Raw genomic sequence first — 23,568 nt, 5'->3', positions numbered from 1 at the left:
GGTATCATCCAAGTAGCTGACACTGGTTCCTTTATGACGTGTCATTCCAGTGTTAAACACTGGAATGACAGCAGTCCTACGTCATACCGCGATTCATTCGCGGTATCTCGGCAATAGATCCCGCTAACACGTAGCGGGATGACGGTTGTCGTTTAGCCATAAATGTTTAAGAAATTTACCAAATAAAAAAAAAGGCAAAAGAAGCCCTAGTCATTGTCTATTTTCAGTATTGGCGTTTTTTAAGTCTTAAACACTGCAATTTAGCTGCTTTTAAAAGCAACTAACCTTAGTTTAAATGTTTAAGGAATTTACTAGGCAGAAAAAAAAGGCAAAGAAAACCCGTGGTAGCTAGTTATTACACTCTCTATTTTAAAATTTGACGTTGGGTGATGTCTTGAACGCTTTATAAGCGCGTTTCAGCTTATGTAGGTAAAAACCTAGAAATTTGATAAAGACATAAGGTGCACATAGTGCAAAAAATTAAACAATAGTACGCCAAATACAAGTTTTCTTGTCATTTTAATCTGCTGCAGAGATTGCGAAGTTAAATAAAATAGCTTCACTTCCATGATAAGAGGGCTGGCGGAGTTTGTCAAGCAAGTTTTTTTGTTTCTACTGAATGACAGTTGTGGCTTGGGAGGTAGTGCAAGAAGTCTATTGTATTACTGAATTATTAATAATCTAGTAATAGTGCCTGCTATGTAGCTAAAATTTTCCTTTAACTTAAGCTATATGTAGCTAAAATAACTTGGGTTTACCGACGATTTGACAAACGATAAATTCGTCATCCCGCTGCTTGTTAGCGGGATACCGCGGCGGTATGACCCTGACTTGCATTAGCCATGTATAATAAAGGGAATCTATGACAAAAGAATCATTGGTAAAAACTGATATAGTGAAAGTTGAAGACAAAAAAGCGGTAAGAAGCTTTTTTAAAATACTAGGTGGAGTGGCAGATGCTGTAAGATCGTGGATTGGTAACATCAGTCCTGATTTAAGCAACAGTCGCGATATCGATAGTTTAGTCTTGAAGATGAACGAGTGCTTAAATCCAAAGGGAGGGGAGGTTTCAGCACGTAAAAACGCTGTATCTCTTGGTAACTTGTACTTAAGCTTATCAGAGAAAGGTAAAATAAAATTTCTACAAACCCTGGCAGAAAAATTTAATCCGAATAAAGCGGAAATAGATGAGAAAATTAGAGAGTATAAGAAAAACCAAGATCCCGAGTTAAACTATAAATTTGAACAGGATTTAATAAAAATTCTTGAATCACCACGTTCTAAAATATTGAAGCAATTTATTTCTTTACCAGAAGGCCTTAAGTTTATTGTTGATATGCGTTCTGATGTGCTTAAGCTAAAGAACCAATATAGAGGCTTGAATCCACTAGAGAGGGAATTAAAAAATATACTCTATACTTGGGTTGATGTTGATCTACTCGATCTTCGTCAAATCACTTGGGATTCACCTGCATCATTGCTAGAAAAACTTATAAAATATGAAGCTGTGCATAAAATTTCCTCTTGGGGCGACCTAAAAAACAGACTAGATTCTGATCGTCTCTGTTTTGCTTTTTTTCATTACAAGATACCAAACGAACCTCTAATTTTTGTAGAGGTTGCATTGGTGGATAAGATTGCAGATAGCATTCAACACCTTTTAGATGAGTCAGTACCTTCAAATGATCCGAGTAATGCAAGCACTGCTATATTCTATTCAATATCAAACACTCAAGCAGGGTTATCTGGAATCAGCCTTGGTAATTTTTTGATCAAAAGGGTTGTAGAAAAGCTATCACAGGAGTTTAAAAGTATAAAAACATATGCAACTCTTTCTCCAATACCTGGCTTTACGAAATGGCTAAAAAACAATCTAAACCAAGATGTCACTTTATTGGGCAAACTAAATATAAAACAATCTAGTGCAGAAATTTTAGAAAGTGCAGAGCAATTAAAAACTAATGTTGAATGTACAAATGAAACTAAACAATGCATGCTTAAACTATGTGCATATTATTTACTAAAAGTTAAGAACAATAGTGGCGATGCTTATGACCCGGTGGCGCATTTTCATTTAAGCAATGGTGCATCGATAAAACAATTAAACTGGATGGCGGATACTTCTGAAAAGGGTATTAGTCAGTCAGCCGGGATGATGGTAAATTATCTATATGAGTTGCCTAAAATAGATAATAATCATGAAAACTATATGGTTAATAAAGTGATTTCCTGCTCGAAAAAAGTGTCGTCTATGTTGAAGGAGTAAATAGTCTCTTAATAAAGGATTGCCCTCACAACACTTAAAATGTAAAATGGTTCTACTTAAGTAAAATAGCCATAAATGAACAACATAAGAAATTTTGCAATAATAGCGCATATAGACCACGGTAAGTCAACGCTTGCTGACCGTTTAATAGAGGAATGTAACGGCCTTGAAGCAAGAGAAATGACCAATCAAATACTCGATTCAATGGATATAGAACGCGAACGTGGGATTACAATTAAGGCACAGACGGTAAAACTCAATTATACGGCAAACGACGGTAATCAATATTGCCTAAATCTCATGGACACCCCAGGTCACGTTGACTTTTCTTACGAGGTAAGTCGAAGCTTAGCAGCGTGCGAAGGTTCACTTTTAGTGGTGGATAGTAGCCAGGGCGTTGAAGCACAAACCCTTGCAAATGTATATAAAGCTATTGACAACAATCATGAAATAATAGTTGTGCTCAATAAAGTTGATCTTCCTGCTGCAGATCCAGAAGGGGTAAAACTCCAGGTTGAGGAAATAATCGGTATTGACGCAAGTGAGTCAGTTTTAATATCAGCAAAAACTGGACTTGGAATAAAAGATGTACTTGAAGCAATAGTGGCAAAACTTCCAGCTCCTCAAGGTGATGTAAATGCTCCACTGCAAGCAATTTTAGTTGATAGTTGGTATGACACTTACTTAGGAGTGGTAATTTTAGTGCGAGTTAAAAATGGAGTGCTAAAAAAAGGCATGAGAATTGTTATGATGTCTAATAATGCTACATACCAGATAGATAATATCGGTATTTTCACCCCTAAAAAAGTGATGACGGGTGAACTTTCAGCGGGTGAAGTTGGTTTTATAACTGCTTCAATGAAGGAAGTAGCAGACTGCAAGGTAGGGGACACTATCACTGAGGAAAAGAGACCTTGTAGTGAAGCACTTCCTGGATTTAAAGAAGTGCATCCTGTGGTATTTTGTAGCATTTTCCCTCACAAAACGGATGATTTTAAATATCTAAGGGAAGCTCTAGAGAAGTTACATTTAAATGATGCAAGTTTTACCTTCGAAGCTGAAACTTCAAATGCACTAGGCTATGGATTTCGTTGTGGTTTTTTGGGAATGTTGCATCTTGAAGTTATTCAAGAAAGGCTCGAGAGAGAATTTGATTTAGACCTAACAGCAACTGCGCCAAGTGTTATATATAGGGTTACAACACAAAGTGGTGAAATTTTGAATATTCATAACCCAAGTGATATGCCAGATCCAACGAAAATTGAAATTGTGGAAGAACCATGGATTACCGCAACCATAATGGTTCCTGATCAATACTTGGGAGAGATTCTATCTCTATGTGAAGAAAGGAGGGGAGAACAGGAGGATTTATCTTACATTGGTAACACAACAACAGCATTGTTAAGATATAAATTACCACTGTCTGAAGTTGTTTTTGACTTTTATGATCGATTAAAATCAATTTCCAAAGGATATGCAAGCTTAGATTGGGAAATTTCCAGCTATCTGGTAAGCCAAATAGATAAATTAAGCTTTTTAATTAATGGAGAGCCCGTAGATGCACTGGCTTGTATCGTTCACAAAAGTAGGGCAGAAAAAAGGGGGCGTGAAATATGTGCACGCTTGAAGGATTTAATACCACGTCAGCAATACAAAATCGCGATTCAAGCGGCAGTGGGCGGAAAAATTATTGCCAGAGAAACGATTAACCCATACAGAAAAGATGTAACAGCTAAACTCTATGGTGGAGATGTAACGCGAAGAATGAAACTACTTGAAAAGCAAAAGAAGGGTAAAAAAAGGTTACATTCTATAGGGAACGTAAATATTCCACAGAATGCTTTTATTCAAGCCTTGAAGATAAGTGATTGATCTTAAAAGACTTCTTGTATAGTTTTTGGCAACAACCGTTAGAAACGAAAAAACTTACTTGACAAACTCCGCCAGCCCCCTTATCATGAAACTGAAGCTATTTATTTATCTTCTCTGTACAGATTAAATGACAAAAAAACTCACGTATCTGGCGTCTCATGTTTAATTTTTTGCACTATGTGCACCTTATGTCTTTATCAAACTTCTACCTACATAAGCTGAAACGCGCTTATAAAGCGTTTAAAACATAAAAAAACGCCAACTTAAAAAATGGATAGTGAATAACTAGCTACCCTAGGGTTTCTTTTGCCTTTTTTTCTGTTTAGTAAATTTCTTAATGTTTCTAATTTAGATTAGTTGCGGTTTAAAAGCAACTGAATCGCGGTTATTAAGCATTTAGAATAAAAAAACGCCATACTTGAAAGTATAATGTAAGTAATTAGCCAACCACGGGGCTTCTTTTGCCTTTTTTTTCCATTTGGTAAATTTCTTAATGTTTATGGCTAAACGACAACCGTCATCCCGCTACTTGTTAGCGGCTGAGATACCGCGGCGGTATGACGTAGGACTGCTGTCATTCCAGTGCTTGACACTGGGATGGCTTTGTTGCATAGCAACTGAAAAATCTGGTGGCTACTGACAAAATTCATTATAAAATAGCCATTTAACCTTGAAAGAAAAAATATGCCACAAAAAATGAGGGTCAGTAACCATAGCGAATATAACAAATTTCTAGAAAAAAGAGGAAATATTTTTCATTATACCAACGAAGCCATAGAAAAGTGGTACGAGAATGGTCCAAAAATACCAGGTGGCAACAATATTTATAGCGATAAAGTTGTAATTTTGGTGCACATAATAACTTGTTTATTTAGAATAGGCCTGAGGCAAACAGTTGGGTTTATAGCAGGATACCTTGAGCAAATTGGGAAAAATTTGCAAGTTATCAGCTATTCACAATCATCAAGAAGGTTTAAGAAACTCAATATTAAGATCAATGATTGCAGAAAATAATATGGAAGATATCGAAATTGCTATAGACAGTACAGGAATTAGTATATACAACAACACTCCTGGTCATAGCAAAGAAAATAGCGAAGATAGAAAGTATCGCAGCTATGAACAGACAAGAAAATTGCATGTAATGTTGAATACAAACAGCAAAAAAGCCATAGCTGTAAAATACAGTAACGGTGTCTACTCTGATCACTATGGAGCTTGTGATTTGCTAAAAGAAGTCGATTTTCAGTATGTCATAAAAGTACTATATGCAGATAGGGCATATGACAGAGAAAAGCTCTATAAGCTGTGTAATCAATATGGTATAAAAACGAAAATTCCTCCGAAAAACAACGCAGCAGAGCATCCAAAATTGGATTATATGCTTGATAGAAATGCCGCTATTCAGTTAATGAAATTACATGGTGAGAATGGTATAAAAAGATGGAAAGAAGAAGTAAATTACGGAAAAAGATCGTATATTGAAGGATTTTTCTCAAGGTTGAAGCGAATATTTGGGTTTAGTTTTAGGAGCAAATCTGAAATTAATCGTGAGAAGGAACTGCTACTCAAGTGTTATTTGCTTAACAAATTTACTGAAATAGGCATGGCTAAGTTTGAGATAGCTTCATGAATTTATTGTACGTTACCTACTATCCGAAGAGCGATGCAACAAAGCCATCCCAGTGTCAAGCACTGGGATGACAAGAAAGGGAGCACTGGAATTTTTATTTCAGTATTGTACATTAGCCATGCATCTGAACAGATACGAGCTTTCTGCTTTTTTTTGGGTAAGGTCAGTCAAAAAGGTTTTACAACAACCATAATAACTATAACTATTATCAATACTGTAACTGCTTCATTTAAAACGCGAAAATAAATATGTGACTTCTTATTCGAACCCATTGCAAAATTTTTCCTATATTTTGCAAGTAGCATATGAATAATTAACATCAAAAGTATTGCAAATGCTTTTACATGAAACCATCCTTCACGATATGCTTCCCTAATAACCATTAGTGTAATTCCAAGACCAAGTGAGAAAAGCATTGCAGGGTTTATGATATGTCTAAGTAGCCTCTTTTCCATTGTTTGAAGCAAGCTATCATTTTCCGATCCCGGTTTTACAGTTGCATGGTAGACATAAAGCCTGGGTAAATAAAGCATACCTGCCATCCACATGATAACAGAGATAACATGAAAAGCCTCAAGCCAGTGGTAATAGTTCATTAGCAAAAATTTAAAATTCCTGGTATTGTGTTAGTTTAATGAAAAAGAAATCGATATGAAAGCAGAAAATTTCACTAAAGAACAGATAATTGGATTCTACAGGAAAATGCTACTCATACGCAGATTTGAGGAAAAAGCAGGACAATTATATGGGATGGGATTAATAGGCGGGTTCTGTCACCTATCAATAGGACAAGAAGCAGTTGCAGTTGGAACTCAAGCTGCATCAAAATTAGGTGACGCTTTTATCACAAGTTATAGAGACCATGGCTTAATGCTCGCATGTGATTCTGATCCAAATGTTGTAATGGCAGAGCTTACCGGCAAAGAAACAGGATGCTCGAAAGGTAAAGGTGGTTCGATGCACGTATTTGACGTTGAAAAAAAATTCTTCGGCGGGCATGGAATAGTGGGAGCACAAGTTCCAATTGGCACAGGAATAGCATTTGCTAATAAATATAAGAAAAAAGATAATGTGGTATTTACATATTTTGGCGACGGTGCTGCAAATCAAGGACAAGTATATGAATCGTTTAATATGGCATCTTTGTGGGAGTTGCCTGTGGTTTACATCATAGAAAATAATGAATACGCAATGGGAACCTCCGTGCAAAGATCAACTTTAGTAACAGAGTTATATAAAAGAGGAGAAAGTTTTGGTATTCCTGGAAAACAAGTTGATGGAATGGATTTTTTCTCTGTTTATGAGGCTACAAGCGAAGCAGCGGAACACACACGCAGCGGAAAAGGGCCTATCCTGCTTGAAATGAAGACATATCGATATCGCGGTCACTCAATGTCAGATCCTGCTACTTATCGCTTAAAAGAAGAAGTTGAAGATATGAAGCAAAATCATGACCCTATAAGCACTTTAAAGAAATACATGACAGATAATAAAATGGCTTCAGAAGAAGAGTGCAAAGTAATTGATAAGGAAATACGTGATTTAGTAAAAAAGTCGGAAGATTTTGCCAAAAATAGTAAAGAACCAAGCGTTGATGAGCTGTATACTGATGTTTATAAATTTGTTAGCTAATTTTTTTATCCAGAACTGTACAAACATTGTATAGTAAACGATGTCATCCAAATAGCTCCTTCTCCCGTCATCCAAGTGCCCTCCTTTTTTTGTCATCCCAGTGCTCCGACTACTTGGATCCAGCTGAGTTGGTGAGTATAAAAGTATAGCTAACGCAAGCTCTACGTCATGCCGCCGCGAACCGTCATACCGCGATTCATTCGCGGTATCTCTAGATCCCGCTAACAAGCAGCGGGATGACGGTTGTCAGGCTAGCTGTCATCTCAGTAGTCTCCTTCTCCTGTCATCCGAGTAGCTGACACTGGTTCCTTTATGACGGCAGTAGCCCCTTCGGTGTCATTCCAGTGCTTGACACTGGAATGACACCAATAATTGACATTTCACTAGATATTCATTATAAATAATGGAATGCTACAAAGTATAAAAACCATATTAATAGAAGACGATAACGTTAGGCTGGATAGGTACATCAGAAGAATCTTTCCTGATCTAAAGCAATCTGTAATTGAAAAATCTTTAAGGAAAGGATTAATCAAAGTTGATGATTGCAAAGCAAAGTCCAGTGATAGAGTAAATTCTGGGCAAACTATAACGCTGAAGCACTTGAATTATATTGAAAACGCTAATTCTGATCGCAAATATAATGAAAAGTTAGTGAATCTACTAAGAGAGAACATATTATATGAAGACGAATATATACTAGCTATAAACAAACCCGCAGGGGTCATCGTTCAAGGTGGCGTAAAAGTAAAGATTAGCATGAGTGATTTGCTTGACCAAATAAGAGAGGGAGAAACATTTAAAATTGTCCATAGGCTAGATAGAGATACGAGTGGAGTGATAATATTCGCACGCAACGCTAATGTTGCCAGATACCTTATGGAAGAATTTAAAGGACGAAGAGTAAAAAAAACTTATTTAGCATTAACTTCTGGCATACCGAGCAAGGATAGTGGAACAATAGACTATCCATTGGTGAAAAAATATGTTTCAGGTCAAGAAAAAGTGGTCGTTGATGAAAATTCACCTCAGAATGCCACTACGCATTTTTCAATTATAGCAAAATCCAAACACAATGTTGCTTATTTAAAATTACAACCAATTACCGGCAGAACCCATCAGTTACGTGCACATTTAGCTCATATAAATTGCCCTATTCTTGGTGACGGTAAATATGGTGGTAAAAAAGCTTTTATTGATGGGATAGCAAATAAAATTCACCTTCATTCGCATTCTTTATCTTTAAAACTGCCAAACAATAAAGAAATCACTATCACCGCTCCTATCACTAAACACATCGAAAAATCCATTGAAGCGCTATTTTTCGACTGAAACGATTTCACCAATCAACTTTTCTGTCTTTGGCTTTAATTTGAAGCACAGATATTAGGCTAATTAATGCGCAGGCAGTAAGATAAATGCCTGCTGCAAGTTTTGTTTCGGTTTTTTCTATAAGCCACATGCATATGTATGGAGAAAGGCCACCAAAAATTCCTGCAGATATATTATTTGCTAAGCTTACGCCAGTGCATCTTACTTTTGTTGGAAACAGTTCACAAATAACAGAGCCATATATTCCAAAAGATGCACCTACTGGTATAGTAATCAATAAGTAAGTTATTATTACGACATAGTGGTTAACGGAAGATAATAATGGTAATACACATGTACCAATCAGAGATAGCATAATCAGTACAGGAATCATTACGCGTTTTCTTCCAACTTTATCAGATAAAATTGCAAAAAGTACCGCAGATGCTGCAAATACAACCTGTACTACTATCCTCATTAAATCTTTAACACTAATAGATAAAATAACTAGCTCTTTTATTGATATATTATAAAACATTATTGCTGCGTAGACAATTGCATTCTGAGCAATTCCCAGATTGATTGAAATAATAAGCGGTCTTTTATAGTTTCTTACTAGTTCTAACAATGGTGAATGTGCTAAATTATTAGCGTACTTATTAGTTTTATATGCTAAGCTTTCTTTTAATATGTACCTAGTTAAAAAACCTATTGTCCCCAAAAAAAAGCAAAAATAAAAAAGCAACTTCCATCCCCATATTTCATAGTTCTCACCTGTAACTCTTTTGCAGATAAATATCATTGTTATGCATAAGAGCGTTCCAAGGGCTCCGCCAAAGGGCTTCATACTTCCTAAGAAACCTAGATTTTTTTTATCTTTTGAATGCTCTATCGTAAATGCTGTATTAATGCTTGTTTCACCTCCTGCAGTTATTCCTTGCACTATTCTACAAAACACAAGCAATACAGGTGAAAGCAACCCTATTTCTTTATACCCAGGTATAATTCCCATAATTGTGGATGATATTGAAATTAATATTACTGAAGTAAGTAAAGTCTTTCTTCTGCCATACTTATCTCCCATATAACCAAAAATTACTGCACCAATTGGTCTAAACGCAAAACCAATTGCAAAAACACCAAGGAATTTGAGTGTACTCAAATAATGATCTTCTGATGGGAAAAAAACGTTGATGATTGTATCTGTTAATACTCCAAAAAGAGTGAGTTCATACCACACAATCATGTTACAGATCATGCCCGATAGTATTGCTTTTTGGATATTATTCATGGTCTTTCAATTTAACATAACCTAATATATCATTAACCGGTGCTCCTTGCTATAAAATTTTTCATTCAATAACCTTCAAGGATAATTCACGTAAATGCTTATCCTCCACCTTGGAAGGAGCACCCATTAGAACATCTTCACCTTGCTGGTTCATAGGAAAACAGATTACTTCACGAATATTTGGCTCATCAGCAAGCAGCATAACTATTCTATCAACCCCTGGTGCTATTCCACCATGAGGAGGAACACCAAATCTGAATGCACGTACAAGTGCACCGAATTTTGTATCAACTTCTTCTTTACTATAGCCTGCAATGGCGAAAGCTTTATACATGATATCCAGTTTGTTATTGCGAATTGCCCCACTTGATAGTTCTATTCCATTGCAAACAAGATCATACTGGTAAGCAAGGATATCGAGTGGATTCTTTTCCTCTAAATCTTTCAGACCACCGTGTGGCATAGAAAATGGGTTATGAAAGAAATCTATTTTTTTACTTTTATCGTCATATACAAAATATGGAAAATCAATGATCCAACAAAACTTGAAGATATTATCATCTATAAGACTGAGTTCTGACCCTAAAAGAGTGCGTACTTTTCCTGCAATGTTTGCCGCCTCATTCTCTTTGTCAGAAGCAAAAAATACACTATCTCCTGGCTCTATGTTTGTTGCTTCTCTTATGTGGTTTAGCCTATTTTCATCAAGAAATTTAGCAATTGGGCCTTTCGCAGTTCCATCTTTATCAAACGTTATATATCCGAGACCCTTAGCACCGAATTCTTTTTGCGCATGTTCTATCTTTTTATCAAAGAAGCTGCGTGGTTCCTCTGCTGTTTTAGGTGCAGGGATGGCTCTCACTACCATACCACGCTCAATATTGCTTTTGAAAATATTGAACCCTGAATCACGGAAAATTTCTGTAACATCGCTGATTAATAGTGGATTACGCAAATCTGGCTTGTCAGAACCATACTTAAGCATTGCCTCTTTGTATGTAATGCGTGGAAAATCTTTATCGACAGACTTGCGAGAAAATTTGGCGAACACTTTATATAAAGCAGATTCAATAACGTCAAATATGTCCTCTTGAGTCACAAAAGACATTTCAAGGTCTAGCTGGTAAAATTCCCCAGGAGAGCGGTCAGCCCTTGCATCTTCATCACGAAAACACGGTGCGATTTGGAAATATTTATCAAACCCTGAGACCATGAGCAACTGTTTGAAAATCTGCGGAGCTTGTGGCAATGCATAGAACTTGCCAGGATTTAGCCTGCTTGGCACTAGGTAGTCGCGTGCTCCTTCAGGAGAGGAAGCAGTGAGTATTGGAGTTTGAATCTCTAAAAATCCTCGCTCTATCATGAGCTTGCGGAGCTCTGCAATAATTTGTGAGCGCAAAATAATATTGTTGCGGACTTTTTCACGTCTTAAGTCAAGAAATCGATATTTAAATCTCATGTTTTCTGGGTATTCTTGCTCGCCGGTAATGCTTGCCAATATACTTCTTTCTTCTTTTGCTATTTCTTCATCAAAGTGGAACTCAACTTCCGACTCAACGCGCAAATTGTTGACTATCACCTCGATTTCTCCGGTAGAAATAGAGCTGTTTACCGTATCTTCAGTTCTAGCTTCAACTATTCCTGTAACAGTAATTACACTCTCCAATTTTAAATTTGATATCTCATCAAAAAAGTCTTTGTCATTATTAAATACTAGCTGAGTGATTCCGTAGAAGTCCCTTAAATCAACAAAAATTAGGTTACCATGGTCGCGCTTACGATATAACCATCCAGAAAGGGTAACTTCCTTTTCTACGTCGTTCTTCCTCAGTTCATTGCACGTATGAGTTTTACAGCAGTTCATATTTGTTTTACTTCTAAATTCTTTAAGAAGTATAGAAATAAACCTTATTACATACAAGCCCGTTCGTCAGATATTTGCGCAATTTTCGAAATAGAGCAGTACTGCTTTTATATTGTCTTTACCCGCAAAAAAATTGCACAATTTCTATAATTATGGTATAATAGCAAGGGTATTTTTAATGAATTAGATACAGGAAATGCCACTTACACAGATCATATTATATAGCGTAACATTACTTGCTGTAGCTGCAGTATTTCTCTTTTTGAGAAAAATATACAAAAATCGCATTAGAAAAATCATATTTCCTAGAAAAGTTTTTAAAGAAGAGTGGGAAGAAGACAGAAAATTCAATGAATTATATCAAAAAAATAAGCAAAAAGAGTTGCTGAAACAACAAGAAACGCTACGCGAGAAACAAAAAGATGTGCAAGTTTATAAAGAAGATCCAGAAATAGTTGACATAGCAAAACCGGTAGGTAAATGGACAAAGATGGTTATGATGGGTAATGGTTTAATGCAGCGTTTTGCACAATTGATACATAGAGAAGGCGGACAGAAAGGATTTTGGGAGCTGTTTGTTAAAGCTCAGGCTTCAACTCAAGGTAAACATAAGGGGAAGGGCAGATAATCCATGCTTGAATGTGAAAATTTATCCTGCGCTCGTAATAACAAAGTATTATTTAAAAATCTCAGTTTTAAAGCTGAGCTAAAATCAAAGATTCTAATCACTGGTCCAAATGGTAGTGGTAAAACCAGCTTAATTAGAAGTTTATCTGGACTTTTACCGCCGGTATCAGGCAATATAAGGCACTGCGGAAAAGATATATATGATGATCCAAAATCCTATATATCTTCTATGGTCTATATAGGCCATAAGAATGCCTGCAAGGACAGCTTAACTGTTGCTCAAAACGTAGAATTCTGGGCAGGAATACGAAATACTAGAGAACTGATTGTGGCAGCTATTTGTTGTTTGCAGTTGCAGCCTGTACTTAATATTAGATATGGCGAACTTTCTGCAGGCTGGAGAAGAAGAGTTGCACTTGCTCGCCTCTTGATTTCTAATGCAAGCGTTTGGCTGATAGATGAACCATTTTGTAATCTTGATAGTGCAACGTGTGAATTAGTGCTGAACCTAATCTCAATACGCTCTGAGCAAAATGGTATAGTAATTATTACAGGGCATAGCTCTACAGAGCAATTGTGTGATTTTACAACGATTGATATACGCGATTTCAATAGACTTCTTGTATAGTTTTTGGCAACAACCGCTAGAAATAAAAACTTACTTGACAAACTCCGCCAGCCTCCTTATCATGAAACTGAAGCTATTTATTTATCTTCTCTGTACAGATTAAATGACAAAAAAACTCACGTATCTGGCGTCTCATGTTTAATTTTTTGCACTATGTGCACTCTATGTCTTTATCAAATTTCTAGGTTTTTACCTATACAAGCTGAAATACGCTTATAAAGCATTTAAAACATCAAAAAACGCCAACTTAAAAAATGGATAGTGAATAATTAGCTACCCTAGGGTTTCTTTTGCCTTTTTTTCTGTTTAGTAAATTTCTTAAACATTTATGACTAAAGGTTAGTTGCATTAAAAAGCAGCTAAATCGCGGTTATTAAGCGTTTAGAATAAAAAAACGCCATACTTGAAAGTATAATGTAAGTAATTAGCCAACCACGGGGCTTCTTTTGCCTTTTTTTTCATTTGGTAAATTCCTTAATGTTTATGGCTAAACGACAACCGTCATCCCGCTACGTGTTAGCGGGATCTCTTGTTAGCGCCGCGGCGGTATGACGGTTCGTGGCGGCGTGACGATAAGCTCGTCATCCCGCTGCTTGTTAGCGGCTAAGGGATACCGCGAAGGGATACTGCGAATGAATCGCGGTATGACGGTTAATTATTCTGCGGCGGTATGACGTAGAGCTCGCGTTAGCTATACTTTTATACTCACCAACTCAGCTGGATCCAAGTAGTCAGCTACTTGGATGACAACCTGTTGAGGCTGCGCTTACACATTCCACTTTCTATGCTCACCAAACAAATTTGCTTACTCGCAGCAAAATTTTCTGGATCCAAGTATTCAGCTACTCGGATGATATCTTTGTGTTTGAAGCAAAACCAGCTATAACATTTCTTCGCAAACAAATGTTCGTACAGTTGTGCGCGTGATGCTGGAATCTAGACAACAATTAGATCCTATTGTCAAGCAATAAGCTACATGTGCTATTTATTTAGTAGATTAAATATGAAGTTTAAAACTCTGCTATTGACTTCCTGTAGAACTAGTGAAAACCAAACTTGCTTAAAACCACTTAATTAGTTATAGTTATAAGTTTAGGTACAGTAAAATGACAGCTTTTGTCCCCTTGATTATTTTTTTAATCTTGTATCTTGGAAGTGGTGCTTATTTTTCTTTTATCGGAACTGATAATCCACTTCATCAGGTTTCACCAGTAATCTGCTTATTACCAGCACTATTTTTTGCTGTCTCACGTGGTACAAATAAAATTCAGCATAACATCGATACTGTTATCAAGGGCATGGGTGACAAAAACACCCTTACTATGTGTTTAATTTTTTTATTTTCTGGAGCATTTTCTGCGGTGACTCAATCAATCGGTAGCGCAGACACTATTGCTAATTTAATTCTTAATTTCCTTCCAGCAAGATTACTGCTGCCTGGAGTATTTTTGGCTTCTGCTTTTATTTCAACTGCAATTGGCACATCTATGGGAGTTGTTGCGCTGATGGTACCTATAGCTGTTAATCTGGCAAAAAGTGGAGCTTTTGGTCTCGAAATAGGAACTGCAACTGTAGTAGGTGGTGCCGTGTTTGGCGATAACCTTTCGATGATATCTGATACCACCATTGCATCTGTTTCTTCACAGGAAGCTTCAGCAAAAGATAAACTTAAAATGAACTCTAAAGTTGCACTTATTGCCAGCATTATAACACTCATCTACCTAGCAGTTGCCTCAAATAGTACAAAAATTATTTCTATATCAAATTTAGATTATTATTCTATAATAAAAATTATTCCTTACATTTCTTTAATAATCATGGGGCTGCTTGAAGTCGCCACTTTAGTAACAATAACTATAAACATAATTATTGCTGGTGTGCTAGGAATAACTTTTTTTGACTATGCTATCATTCAATTTCCTCATGACGTGTATGACGGTTTCAAAAAAGTAAACGAAATAGTGATATTTGCTCTATTTATCGGTGGATTGAGCCATATAATGTACAAGCAAGGTCAAAAAGCGTTGCATAAACTCATCGATGAAAGCAATATCACAAAAACTAAAGCTGAATTTGTGATAGCAGGAATTGCGTCTATGTTTACTACCTTAGTTGCCAATAATACCATTGCTATTTTACTAAGTGGTGGCATTGCAAAAAGGCTTGCACAAAAACACAGTATTGCGCCACATCGCAGCGCATACTTATTAGATGTTTTTGCTTGTGCTACAAAAGGTATCTTACCTTATGGTTCCCAACTATTGCTAGCAGGGAGTATAGCTTTTGTATCACCTATTTCTTTATTAACACAGGTATATTATTGCTTTATTCTAGCGGCAGTTACAATAGGCGAAATAATCATCAACAGCAGAAAAGAGAAACATTGTGCGGCTGCAACTTAGAGTTTCTCTTTTTTTACCCATAAGGAACGGAATTACTTGACACCCTTCGCCAACCACCTTATCATGAAACTGAAGCTATTTATTTATCTTCGCAATCTGTGCAGGTTAATGACAAAAAACTTAGGGTATTTGGCGTCTCATGTTTAATTTTTCGCACTACGTGCATCGCATGTCTTTAAAAATTTTTAGGTTTTTATCTATATAAGCCGAAACGCGCTTACAAAGCGTTTAAGACAGCAAAAAACGTCAAATTGACAAGGGAGAATTTGAATGCTAGCTACTACGGGGTTTCTTTGCCTTTTTTCCTGCTTAGTAAATTTCTTAAACACTTGCGGTGTAGGTTAGTTGCAAGTTAAAAGCAGCTAAATCGTATCCGTTAAGCGGAGTGGCAGAATAAGGTAGACAAGGTGATCTAAAAAGATAATCATAGAGCAAAAGTGAAATAATATGGTAAACCTTTTAGAACTTTGCAAAAATTTACAGCAAAAAATAGAAAGGTTAGAAGCAAAAGTAGAAAGATTGGAAAAAGAGAATGAAAGTTTAAAAGCAGAAAATAAGGCTTTAAAGATAGAAAATGCTGAGTTAAGAGAAAGACTCGGTTTAAGCTCAAAAAATTCATCAATACCAAGTTCCAAAGAGTTGTATAAAATAAAAAAGAATAAGCCGAAAAGCGAAAGGAATATTGGCGGTCAGGTTGGTCATAAAGGAAGTTTTCGCGCCAACATGGATGCAGATAAAGTAGTAAAGATAGAGTTGCCTAATACTTGCGAATGCGGAGGAGAAATTGCAATATGTGAAAAACCATATATTCATCAGAAAGTTGATCTTCCAGAAATCAAGCCTTATGTAGTGGAATATCAGTTAGAACATGGCCGTTGTCGGAGATGCGGAAAGAGAAGAAGTAGCAAGTTACCGGAAGGTGTTACGCCAAATACATTTGGTCCAAGGGTTAAGTCAATAATTGCAGCGTTCAGCGGATTCTACAAAAATTCAAAACGCGAAATAGCGAGTGTCGTAAATGATATCTTCAATTTGAACATAAGCGTCGGTAGCATATCAAATAGTGAACATAGAGTTGCTTCAAAATGCAAAAAAATGTATGAGCAGATCGAACAAGAGATAAGTAGGAGTAAAGTTCTACATATTGATGAAACGAGCCATTATAACAAAGGTAAACTCGCTTGGTGTTGGATGTTTGCAAGCAATACGGCAAGTTTTGTAAAATTTACAGAGTCAAGAGGAATGAAAGTTTTACAAAATAGTAAATTCTGCAATCGCAATAGCTTGGTAATAACTGACAGGTATGCAGCATACAATTATTTTGCCGATAAAAACAGGCAAATCTGTTGGGCACATTTATCAAGAGATTTTGAAAGATTAGCACATAGTTGGAATATTGAAGTTAAAGTTCTGGGTTGTTACTTGAGAAACGTGGCCACTGAATTATTTGCACTAAAAAAAGCTTTACTAAAAAGTGAGATAGATGTTTTGAGGTTTGTCAGACGTGCCAGAAAATTAAGAAAACGTACAAAGTATTACTTGAAGGAGATATCTCGTTTACCTGAAGCAATTGGAGCCTCTCGAGTTGCAAAAAATGTTCTGAGATCTGAAAGAATGATGTGGAAATTTTTAGATGACCCAGAAAATATTCCGCTGACAAATAACCACGCTGAACGGCAAATTCGGCATTATGTCGTTTATCGCAAAAACTCATATTTTACACAATCAAAGCGGGGAAATACATTCCTTGAGCGGATAATTTCATTATACTTAATTTGGAAACAAAGGGGTCTCAATCCTTTCCAAAATCTCCTATCTATTGTTTCTTAAACCACTCTCCTGAACGGATACACGTAGTATAGCTATGAAAAAGGATCTTATGTCTTAAACCGTATCCGTTCAGGGGAGCGGCAAAATAAGGTAGACAAAGCAAGATAATAATGTTGATGTTAACACTATTGTCAAGTTTACTGGCCTTTCTATTAGTGAGATTGAAGAATTAAGTGTGAGCGGTTACAAATAATTTACCATTTCTTCTGGTTTCACTATCCTTTCAAACTCTTCCTCAGTGAGCAGTTGAAGTTTTGCTGCTGCTTCTTTTAGAGTGATATTTTCTTTATAAGCAAGCTTCGCTATTTTTGCTGCATTGTCGTACCCTATATGCGTATTTAATATAGTGACCAACATCAACGACTGATTCAGTAAATCTTTTATCCTCTCTTCATTTGCTTTAATACCAACTACACATTTTTCTGTAAAATTTAAACTTGCGTCAGCTAAAAGTCTTATAGACTGCAAAACATTGTAAATTATCACTGGCTTAAACACATTCAATTCAAAATGACCGTTTGAACCACTAATGGTTACAGCAACATGATTTCCCATAACTTGAGTGCATACCATAGTCACCGCTTCACACTGAGTTGGATTCACTTTACCTGGCATAATTGAAGAACCAGGCTCATTTTCCGGTAACATTATTTCCCCAATTCCGCATCTTGGACCAGAACCAAGCAACCTTATATCATTTGCAATTTTCATTAAACTGACTGCTACTGTATTGAGTGTTCCACTGAGCTCAACTAAAGCATCATTTGCTGCTAGCGCTTCAAATTTATTGCCTGCTGAAGTAAATGGAAGGTTAGTAATTTCTGCAACTTGGCTTGAAAAATCTTCAGCAAAACCCTTTTTAGTATTGAGTCCCGTGCCAACTGCAGTGCCACCTTGTGCAAGCTCATATATATCACTTAAAGTTGATTTTACTCTCTCTATCCCCTTTTTAATCTGGACTGCATAGCCAGAGAACTCCTGTCCTAGTGTTAGGGGCGTTGCATCTTGCAGATGAGTACGTCCTACTTTTATTATATCTTTAAATTCCTGAACCTTATTATCCAGCACCTTATGCAATTTTTCAAGATTTGGAATAAGCAAGCGGTTTATCTGGTCTGCTGCTGCTATATGCATTGCTGTTGGAAAGGTGTCATTTGACGACTGACCATAATTCACATGATCATTTGGATGTATTGGAGATTTACTACCCAAATTACCACCTAAAATCTCTATTGCACGATTGCTGATCACTTCATTCATATTCATATTAGTCTGCGTTCCGGATCCGGTTTGCCAAACAACAAGCGGAAATTCATTATTAAATTTGCCATCTATTACTTCCCTCGCGGCTGTGCAAATTGCGTCCCCTACCCTATCATCTATAACACCATGTTTCATATTAACACGCGCTGCTGCAAGTTTTACTATTGCTAATGCTTTAATCAGAGGCTCTGGCATTTTTTCTGTGCCAATCTTAAAATTTTCTAAAGAACGCTGAGTCTGCGCTCCCCAGTAATGTTCACTTGGTACTTTTACTTCCCCTAAGCTGTCTGATTCTATTCTCGTCTTTCTATCCATATTTTCCTCCTGGTGTTATGCAAACTGGTTCACTACATAATTTTTTCATGCCTACTTCTTGGTTAATTAAATCATACTAGATCCAAGTAGTCAAGTGTACGAACATTGCAATTTTCAGGTAACTTGCATGGTAGATGCAAGTAGCTGACACTGATTCACTTTATGATGGTGTCATTCCAGTCTGGAATCCAGCCTTTTCATAATCATCAAAACGTTGTATTTTAACATAAAACGGCTACTTTTATGCTTACCAACTTAATAAAATTCCTGGATCCCAGTGTCTGGGCACTGGGATGACACCCTTCTGGTGGACTCAAATCACGATGTTTGCACAGCTGTACGCTTAGTTCTGGTTGCACGCTACCATTCTTGTACATCCATAAATAGAAAATTTACGCTTTAAAAGGATCATATACATCGATTTCCTTAGAATTACTCTTTTTCAATTTTTCACTTAATAATCTTAAAATAGGCTGTAAATCACCATTAATTGATAAGCACAGCACTTCTTTATTGAGATAATTAGCTAGGTGATTCTTCTTTTCCAGAATTTCTGCTTCCCTCAATAAGTCGCATTTGTTTAATACTACAATCTCTTCTTTTTCAACAAGATCACTATTGTAAAGTTCCAATTCATTATGGATACAACTATAAGCCGAAACAACGTCATCGTGAGTTACATCGATTAAATGAAGTAAAATTTGACACCTTTCTATGTGCTTTAAAAATTTATGCCCGAGCCCAACTCCAAGGTGAGCATCAGTAATTATTCCAGGAATATCTGCTATTACAACTTCGCTATCATCCACTTTTACCATGCCTAAATGAGGTCTTACGGTGGTAAATGGATAATCGCCTACTTTTGTATCGGAATTTGAGCAGCGAGTCAAAAATTTTGATTTACCTGCGTTTGGCATGCCAATAATTCCAACATCTGATAAAACTTTTAGTTTTAATAATACATGTTTTTCTTCGCCAGGCTGACCGTAAGTAAAATGTCTTGGTGCCTTATTAGTAGAAGATTTAAAATTAGTATTTCCAAGTCCACCTTTTCCACCCTGTGCTACTTGAAATTCCATACCAGGCTTGTCAAGGTCTACTATTATCTCTTCACTTTCTTCATCAATTATTTGTGCACCGACTGGAACTTTAAGTATAACGTCTTTCCCTGCTGTGCCAGATCTATCCCTGCCTGCACCATTTTTTCCACTATCTGCTTTAATGTGTCTTCTATAACGAAAATGAAGCAAAGTGTTGAGATTAGCGTCGCTGATGAAAACTATGTTTCCACCCTTTCCTCCATTACCACCATTTGGACCACCAAATTCAACGAACTTTTCTCGACGAAAACTTGCACAGCCATCACCACCGTCACCAGCTTTTAAACACAATTTTACTTCGTCTATAAAACCCATGCTAACCCACGATAATATTTAGCATCCTTTCCTAATGCGCTTTCTATTCTGATTAGCTCGTTATACTTCGCGAGTCTATCAGAACGCGATAGCGACCCGGTTTTTATTTGCCCGCAATTTGATGCAACTGCTATGTGGGATATTGTTGTGTCTTCTGTTTCACCTGAGCGATGAGAAATAACAGCTTTATAGCCATTTGATTTTGCCATTTCAATAGCAGCAAAAGTTTCTGTTAACGTCCCTATTTGATTTGGCTTGATCAGTACAGCATTTGCCATTTTTTCCTCTATTCCTTTGCATATCAGTTCACAATTTGTAACAAACAAATCATCCCCAACCAATTGAATTTTACTCCCCAATTTTGCAGTAAGTAATTTCCAACCTTCATAGTCGTCTTCACTCATTGCATCTTCTATAGAAATTATTGGATATCTTTCCACAAGATTACAATAATATTCAGTCAACTCTTCTGAAGTAAGATCTCTGTGTTCAAATTTGTAAATTCCATCTTCATAAAAAGTAGATGAAGCAACATCAAGGCCTAGTGCAAAATCACTTTGCGCTGAATAACCTGCTGATTCTATAGCGTATATGATCAAGTCAAGTGCTTCTTCAGTACTTTCAATATTTGGTGCAAAACCACCTTCATCTCCTACGTTTGTGCTATAACCTTTTTTCTTAAGAATGCTACGTAAGTTGTGGAACACCTCCGCAGACATTCTGATTGCTTCACTGAAAGTCTCAGCCCCGACCGGAAGAATCATGAATTCTTGGAAATCGAGCTTATTGTCTGCATGTACTCCACCATTAATTATGTTAATGAGTGGAACCGGCATAACACTCATCTGCTCTCCTCCCAAATATCTGTAGAGCGGCATATTGAAGCTGTTTGCTGCTGCTTTTGCAACCGCAAGAGACACACCCAAAGTTGCATTTGCTCCAAGTTTAGATTTATTTTTTGTTCCATCCAGTTCAATTAATGCTTTATCAATTGCATTTTGGTCCGCTGCATTCATTCCAAAGATTTCATCTGCTATTATCCCATTTACAGCTTGAACAGCTTTCAGCACTCCCTTACCACAATACCTTTTCTCATCTTGGTCCCTGAGTTCCAAGGCTTCTAATTTACCAGTTGAAGCTCCAGAAGGTACAGATGCTCTACCTATTACTCCATCACAGAGTTCAATTTCCACCTCAACAGTAGGGTAACCCCTGCTATCTAAAATTTCTCTTGCAAATACATTGTTGATTATCTTATTCATTACATTAACCCTTTACTAGATTCACAATTGTGTGCACGGAACGTTCTGTCTCGGAAGATGTTATCCCAGCGCTGTAACATTTCAGTGTATGAACATTGCAATATACAGGTAATTTGAGTAGCGGATGGTGTCATGCAAGTAGCTGACACTGGAATCCAGCTTTTACTATACAGCCACCTGGTGTGCTCATTTACGATTAAGTTTTCTGGATCCCAGTGTCTGGGCACTGGGATGACATCATTCTTAGTGGAAGTTACCCCCATATCACAACGTTCGTACAGTTGTGTGCTTCGACACTGGGATCCAGCCTTATTACACAATTTTATCATATAAATCCTCCCAGTCCGGATTCTTTTTCTCAATTAAATTCATTTTCCATATATACAATTGACTAGATTCCAGTTTGCATGACACCAGTACTTGCATTTATTCTATCGTTTAACTAGATGTTTGTATAGTTTCTGCTATGAGCTTTGCAGCTTCCTTTGCCAATTTAGCTATATTACTACCAGCACCAATAAATAATACTATATCACCTGGACTTGTCGAATCACTAATAAAATGTGAAATGAGCAAAGCATCATTCATAATTTTTGTGTTATTAAATCCATTACTGATTAAAGCTTTTTGTATATCATCAATTCCACAACCAGGAATGGGCTTATCTTCTGGAGGATGAACAGGAGTAAGGATGACATAATCAAACATCATGAAAATTCGTATGAATTCATCAAAAAAATTACGAATGCGAGCAAAACGAAGTGGTTCGATAATTCCTATTACTTTTCCTTTAGTAATCGAACGTGCAGCCGTTAAAGTTGCATATATTTCATTTGGATGATGGGCATAATCCTCAATTAACTTAACACCTTTAATATTGGCAATCAAAGAGAATCTTCTTGCTACTCCTTGAAATTCCAAAAGGCCTTTTTTAATATCTGCATCGCTAATCCCGAGTTTTATCGCAACTGATATTGCAGCCAAGGCGTTGCTTACTTTGTGAATACCTATTGCGTTTGATAGTACTATGTTTTTTAAAGGGCTGGATCCCAGTGTCACGCACTGGGATGACAGAGGGTGATGGGATGACACCTGCTTTTTTGTCATGCAAGTAGCTGATGCTGGAATCCAGTTGTTCAACACGTCAAATTCTATGCTGTTAGCATGCTGTTTAATGTTGCTGGCTCTTATGCTACCATTCTCAAACCCAAACGTTATAGAATTACTCGCATCATAATCGATGTCTACAGAATCAGGTAAAACTGCAGAACCTGCATTATTCACGAATTGGGAAAATGCATTTTTGATATTATCAAATGTGCCGTAATAATCTATGTGGTCATTGTTGATACTTGTTATGACAGCAATCTTTGCAGGGATTTTTAGCATAGTTCCATCAGACTCATCAGCCTCGATCAGAAAAGTGTCACTCTTTCCAAGTTTTGAATTACTCTGATACGAATTTAGTATTCCTCCTACAATTACAGTTGCATCAATATTAGAATGATCAAAAATGGAAGCAATCATAGCCGTTGTTGTTGTCTTTCCGCTTGAACCTGAAACCGCTATCACATATTTACCTTTCATAATTTCAGCAAGTATGTCTGATCTATGCAAAACGGTTTTATTGTTATTTTTTGCCGCAATTAACTCCACATTATCAGATTCTATTGCAGAAGAATGTACAACTATTTGAGCTTGGCTTATATTATTAGCATTGTGACCAATATAAACCTCTACACCTAGCTTTTGTAACTTATTTATATTGTTGTTTGATTGTGCATCACTGCCTTGAACTTTGTAATTGGAATTGTGAAGAATTTCAGCAATAGCGCTCATTCCGATTCCACCTATACCAATAATATGTATTATTCCTTTTTGAGTTTTGTTAATATTTAGCAGTAGATGTTTACTCATTACTAAATTTATTATAGTATAATTTAAAATCCTCATAGTA

Annotated in this window: 18 protein-coding genes and 1 pseudogene; 10 read left to right on the top strand and 9 right to left on the bottom strand. The window is 36.6% G+C overall.

Features of this window, described 5'->3' with window-relative positions; genetic code table 11:
* Nucleotides 1–862 precede the first annotated feature (862 nt).
* Together ABWU47_RS05055 and lepA are read left to right on the top strand one after the other, a co-directional pair.
* A complete protein-coding gene (locus ABWU47_RS05055) occupies nt 863–2,266 on the top strand; it encodes a malonyl-CoA decarboxylase (protein WP_006280000.1) in 1,404 nt (467 codons plus the stop codon).
* A 75-nt stretch (nt 2,267–2,341) separates the two neighbouring features.
* Entirely contained in the window at nt 2,342–4,138 is a 1,797-nt protein-coding gene (lepA, locus tag ABWU47_RS05050) for a translation elongation factor 4 (protein ID WP_006279999.1), read from the top strand.
* Nucleotides 4,139–4,641: 503 nt separating this feature from the next.
* Here the strand turns inward: lepA and ABWU47_RS05045 are convergent.
* A complete protein-coding gene (locus ABWU47_RS05045) occupies nt 4,642–4,788 on the bottom strand; it encodes a hypothetical protein (protein ID WP_353285607.1) in 147 nt (48 codons plus the stop codon).
* 34 nt (nt 4,789–4,822) lie between these two features.
* Here ABWU47_RS05045 and ABWU47_RS05040 point away from each other — a divergent pair, with 34 nt between their 5' ends.
* Together ABWU47_RS05040 and ABWU47_RS05035 are read left to right on the top strand one after the other, a co-directional pair.
* Entirely contained in the window at nt 4,823–5,152 is a 330-nt protein-coding gene (locus tag ABWU47_RS05040) for a transposase (protein ID WP_049973609.1), read from the top strand.
* On the top strand, nt 5,136–5,771 hold the full coding sequence (locus ABWU47_RS05035; RefSeq protein ID WP_082246250.1) for a transposase: 636 nt from the start codon (nt 5,136–5,138) through the stop codon (nt 5,769–5,771). The genes ABWU47_RS05040 and ABWU47_RS05035 overlap by 17 nt, the downstream gene beginning before the upstream one ends.
* A gap of 167 nt (nt 5,772–5,938) precedes the next feature.
* Here ABWU47_RS05035 and hemJ read toward each other — a convergent pair whose 3' ends face one another.
* Complete coding sequence (hemJ, locus tag ABWU47_RS05030) at nt 5,939–6,367, bottom strand: protoporphyrinogen oxidase HemJ (protein ID WP_006279885.1); 429 nt, start codon at nt 6,365–6,367, stop codon at nt 5,939–5,941.
* A 55-nt stretch (nt 6,368–6,422) separates the two neighbouring features.
* On the opposite strand from hemJ, the gene pdhA reads away from it, so the two are divergent.
* Together pdhA and ABWU47_RS05020 are read left to right on the top strand one after the other, a co-directional pair.
* Nucleotides 6,423–7,403 carry a pyruvate dehydrogenase (acetyl-transferring) E1 component subunit alpha gene (gene pdhA, locus ABWU47_RS05025; RefSeq protein ID WP_006279887.1) on the top strand — a complete coding sequence of 327 codons (981 nt, stop codon included), beginning with the start codon at nt 6,423–6,425 and terminating at the stop codon, nt 7,401–7,403.
* 408 nt (nt 7,404–7,811) lie between these two features.
* A complete protein-coding gene (locus tag ABWU47_RS05020) occupies nt 7,812–8,735 on the top strand; it encodes an RluA family pseudouridine synthase (protein ID WP_006279888.1) in 924 nt (307 codons plus the stop codon).
* A gap of 7 nt (nt 8,736–8,742) precedes the next feature.
* Here the strand turns inward: ABWU47_RS05020 and ABWU47_RS05015 are convergent, their stop codons facing one another.
* Both ABWU47_RS05015 and aspS read right to left on the bottom strand, forming a co-directional pair.
* Nucleotides 8,743–10,005, bottom strand: a complete 1,263-nt coding sequence (locus ABWU47_RS05015) for an MFS transporter (protein WP_077188079.1) — start codon at nt 10,003–10,005, stop codon at nt 8,743–8,745.
* A gap of 61 nt (nt 10,006–10,066) precedes the next feature.
* Nucleotides 10,067–11,869, bottom strand: a complete 1,803-nt coding sequence (gene aspS, locus ABWU47_RS05010) for an aspartate--tRNA ligase (protein WP_006279890.1) — start codon at nt 11,867–11,869, stop codon at nt 10,067–10,069.
* A 196-nt stretch (nt 11,870–12,065) separates the two neighbouring features.
* On the opposite strand from aspS, the gene ABWU47_RS05005 reads away from it, so the two are divergent.
* The 4 genes from ABWU47_RS05005 to ABWU47_RS04990 all read left to right on the top strand — a co-directional run bounded on the left by ABWU47_RS05005 (nt 12,066) and on the right by ABWU47_RS04990 (nt 17,356).
* Nucleotides 12,066–12,497: a hypothetical protein gene (locus tag ABWU47_RS05005; protein WP_006279891.1), complete on the top strand. Its 432-nt coding sequence runs from the start codon at nt 12,066–12,068 to the stop codon at nt 12,495–12,497.
* Between the two features lie 3 nt (nt 12,498–12,500).
* The gene (ccmA, locus tag ABWU47_RS05000; protein ID WP_006279892.1) at nt 12,501–13,124 is read left to right on the top strand and encodes a heme ABC exporter ATP-binding protein CcmA; all 624 of its coding nucleotides are present in this window, start codon (nt 12,501–12,503) and stop codon (nt 13,122–13,124) included.
* Between the two features lie 1,106 nt (nt 13,125–14,230).
* The gene (locus ABWU47_RS04995; RefSeq protein WP_077188080.1) at nt 14,231–15,526 is read left to right on the top strand and encodes a Na+/H+ antiporter NhaC family protein; all 1,296 of its coding nucleotides are present in this window, start codon (nt 14,231–14,233) and stop codon (nt 15,524–15,526) included.
* A gap of 447 nt (nt 15,527–15,973) precedes the next feature.
* Nucleotides 15,974–17,356: an IS66-like element ISWen3 family transposase gene (locus ABWU47_RS04990; protein WP_353285606.1), complete on the top strand. Its 1,383-nt coding sequence runs from the start codon at nt 15,974–15,976 to the stop codon at nt 17,354–17,356.
* Nucleotides 17,357–17,539: 183 nt separating this feature from the next.
* Here ABWU47_RS04990 and fumC read toward each other — a convergent pair whose 3' ends face one another.
* From fumC to murC, 5 genes and pseudogenes are all read right to left on the bottom strand, one after another.
* The gene (gene fumC, locus ABWU47_RS04985) at nt 17,540–18,934 is read right to left on the bottom strand and encodes a class II fumarate hydratase (RefSeq protein WP_077188081.1); all 1,395 of its coding nucleotides are present in this window, start codon (nt 18,932–18,934) and stop codon (nt 17,540–17,542) included.
* 392 nt (nt 18,935–19,326) lie between these two features.
* Nucleotides 19,327–20,349, bottom strand: a complete 1,023-nt coding sequence (gene cgtA, locus ABWU47_RS04980) for an Obg family GTPase CgtA (protein WP_006280016.1) — start codon at nt 20,347–20,349, stop codon at nt 19,327–19,329.
* Entirely contained in the window at nt 20,337–21,611 is a 1,275-nt protein-coding gene (gene eno / locus ABWU47_RS04975; RefSeq protein WP_006280017.1) for a phosphopyruvate hydratase, read from the bottom strand. The genes cgtA and eno overlap by 13 nt, the downstream gene beginning before the upstream one ends.
* Before the next feature lie 128 nt (nt 21,612–21,739).
* Nucleotides 21,740–21,856, bottom strand: a pseudogene (locus ABWU47_RS07110) (WPE palindromic element domain-containing protein); the annotation flags it as partial.
* A 193-nt stretch (nt 21,857–22,049) separates the two neighbouring features.
* Nucleotides 22,050–23,564, bottom strand: coding sequence for a UDP-N-acetylmuramate--L-alanine ligase (gene murC, locus ABWU47_RS04965; protein WP_077188082.1), 1,515 nt, complete (start codon nt 23,562–23,564; stop codon nt 22,050–22,052).
* Nucleotides 23,565–23,568 lie beyond the last annotated feature (4 nt).

The organism is Wolbachia endosymbiont (group A) of Gastracanthus pulcherrimus (genome assembly GCF_964028265.1).
In the GTDB taxonomy this organism is placed as follows: Bacteria; Pseudomonadota; Alphaproteobacteria; order Rickettsiales; family Anaplasmataceae; genus Wolbachia; species Wolbachia pipientis.
This window is presented reverse-complemented; position numbering and strand designations above follow the sequence as displayed.

Excerpts from the sequence above, each read along its gene's own strand:
- ABWU47_RS05055 (WP_006280000.1), top strand. The coding sequence starts at position 863 with ATGACAAAAGAATCATTGGTAAAAACTGATATAGTGAAAGTTGAAGAC.
- lepA (WP_006279999.1), top strand. The coding sequence starts at position 2,342 with ATGAACAACATAAGAAATTTTGCAATAATAGCGCATATAGACCACGGT.
- ABWU47_RS05045 (WP_353285607.1), bottom strand. The coding sequence starts at position 4,788 with ATGAATTTTGTCAGTAGCCACCAGATTTTTCAGTTGCTATGCAACAAA.
- ABWU47_RS05040 (WP_049973609.1), top strand. The coding sequence starts at position 4,823 with ATGCCACAAAAAATGAGGGTCAGTAACCATAGCGAATATAACAAATTT.
- ABWU47_RS05035 (WP_082246250.1), top strand. The coding sequence starts at position 5,136 with ATGATTGCAGAAAATAATATGGAAGATATCGAAATTGCTATAGACAGT.
- hemJ (WP_006279885.1), bottom strand. The coding sequence starts at position 6,367 with ATGAACTATTACCACTGGCTTGAGGCTTTTCATGTTATCTCTGTTATC.
- pdhA (WP_006279887.1), top strand. The coding sequence starts at position 6,423 with ATGAAAGCAGAAAATTTCACTAAAGAACAGATAATTGGATTCTACAGG.
- ABWU47_RS05020 (WP_006279888.1), top strand. The coding sequence starts at position 7,812 with ATGCTACAAAGTATAAAAACCATATTAATAGAAGACGATAACGTTAGG.
- ABWU47_RS05015 (WP_077188079.1), bottom strand. The coding sequence starts at position 10,005 with ATGAATAATATCCAAAAAGCAATACTATCGGGCATGATCTGTAACATG.
- aspS (WP_006279890.1), bottom strand. The coding sequence starts at position 11,869 with ATGAACTGCTGTAAAACTCATACGTGCAATGAACTGAGGAAGAACGAC.
- ABWU47_RS05005 (WP_006279891.1), top strand. The coding sequence starts at position 12,066 with ATGCCACTTACACAGATCATATTATATAGCGTAACATTACTTGCTGTA.
- ccmA (WP_006279892.1), top strand. The coding sequence starts at position 12,501 with ATGCTTGAATGTGAAAATTTATCCTGCGCTCGTAATAACAAAGTATTA.
- ABWU47_RS04995 (WP_077188080.1), top strand. The coding sequence starts at position 14,231 with ATGACAGCTTTTGTCCCCTTGATTATTTTTTTAATCTTGTATCTTGGA.
- ABWU47_RS04990 (WP_353285606.1), top strand. The coding sequence starts at position 15,974 with ATGGTAAACCTTTTAGAACTTTGCAAAAATTTACAGCAAAAAATAGAA.
- fumC (WP_077188081.1), bottom strand. The coding sequence starts at position 18,934 with ATGGATAGAAAGACGAGAATAGAATCAGACAGCTTAGGGGAAGTAAAA.
- cgtA (WP_006280016.1), bottom strand. The coding sequence starts at position 20,349 with ATGGGTTTTATAGACGAAGTAAAATTGTGTTTAAAAGCTGGTGACGGT.
- eno (WP_006280017.1), bottom strand. The coding sequence starts at position 21,611 with ATGAATAAGATAATCAACAATGTATTTGCAAGAGAAATTTTAGATAGC.
- murC (WP_077188082.1), bottom strand. The coding sequence starts at position 23,564 with ATGAGGATTTTAAATTATACTATAATAAATTTAGTAATGAGTAAACAT.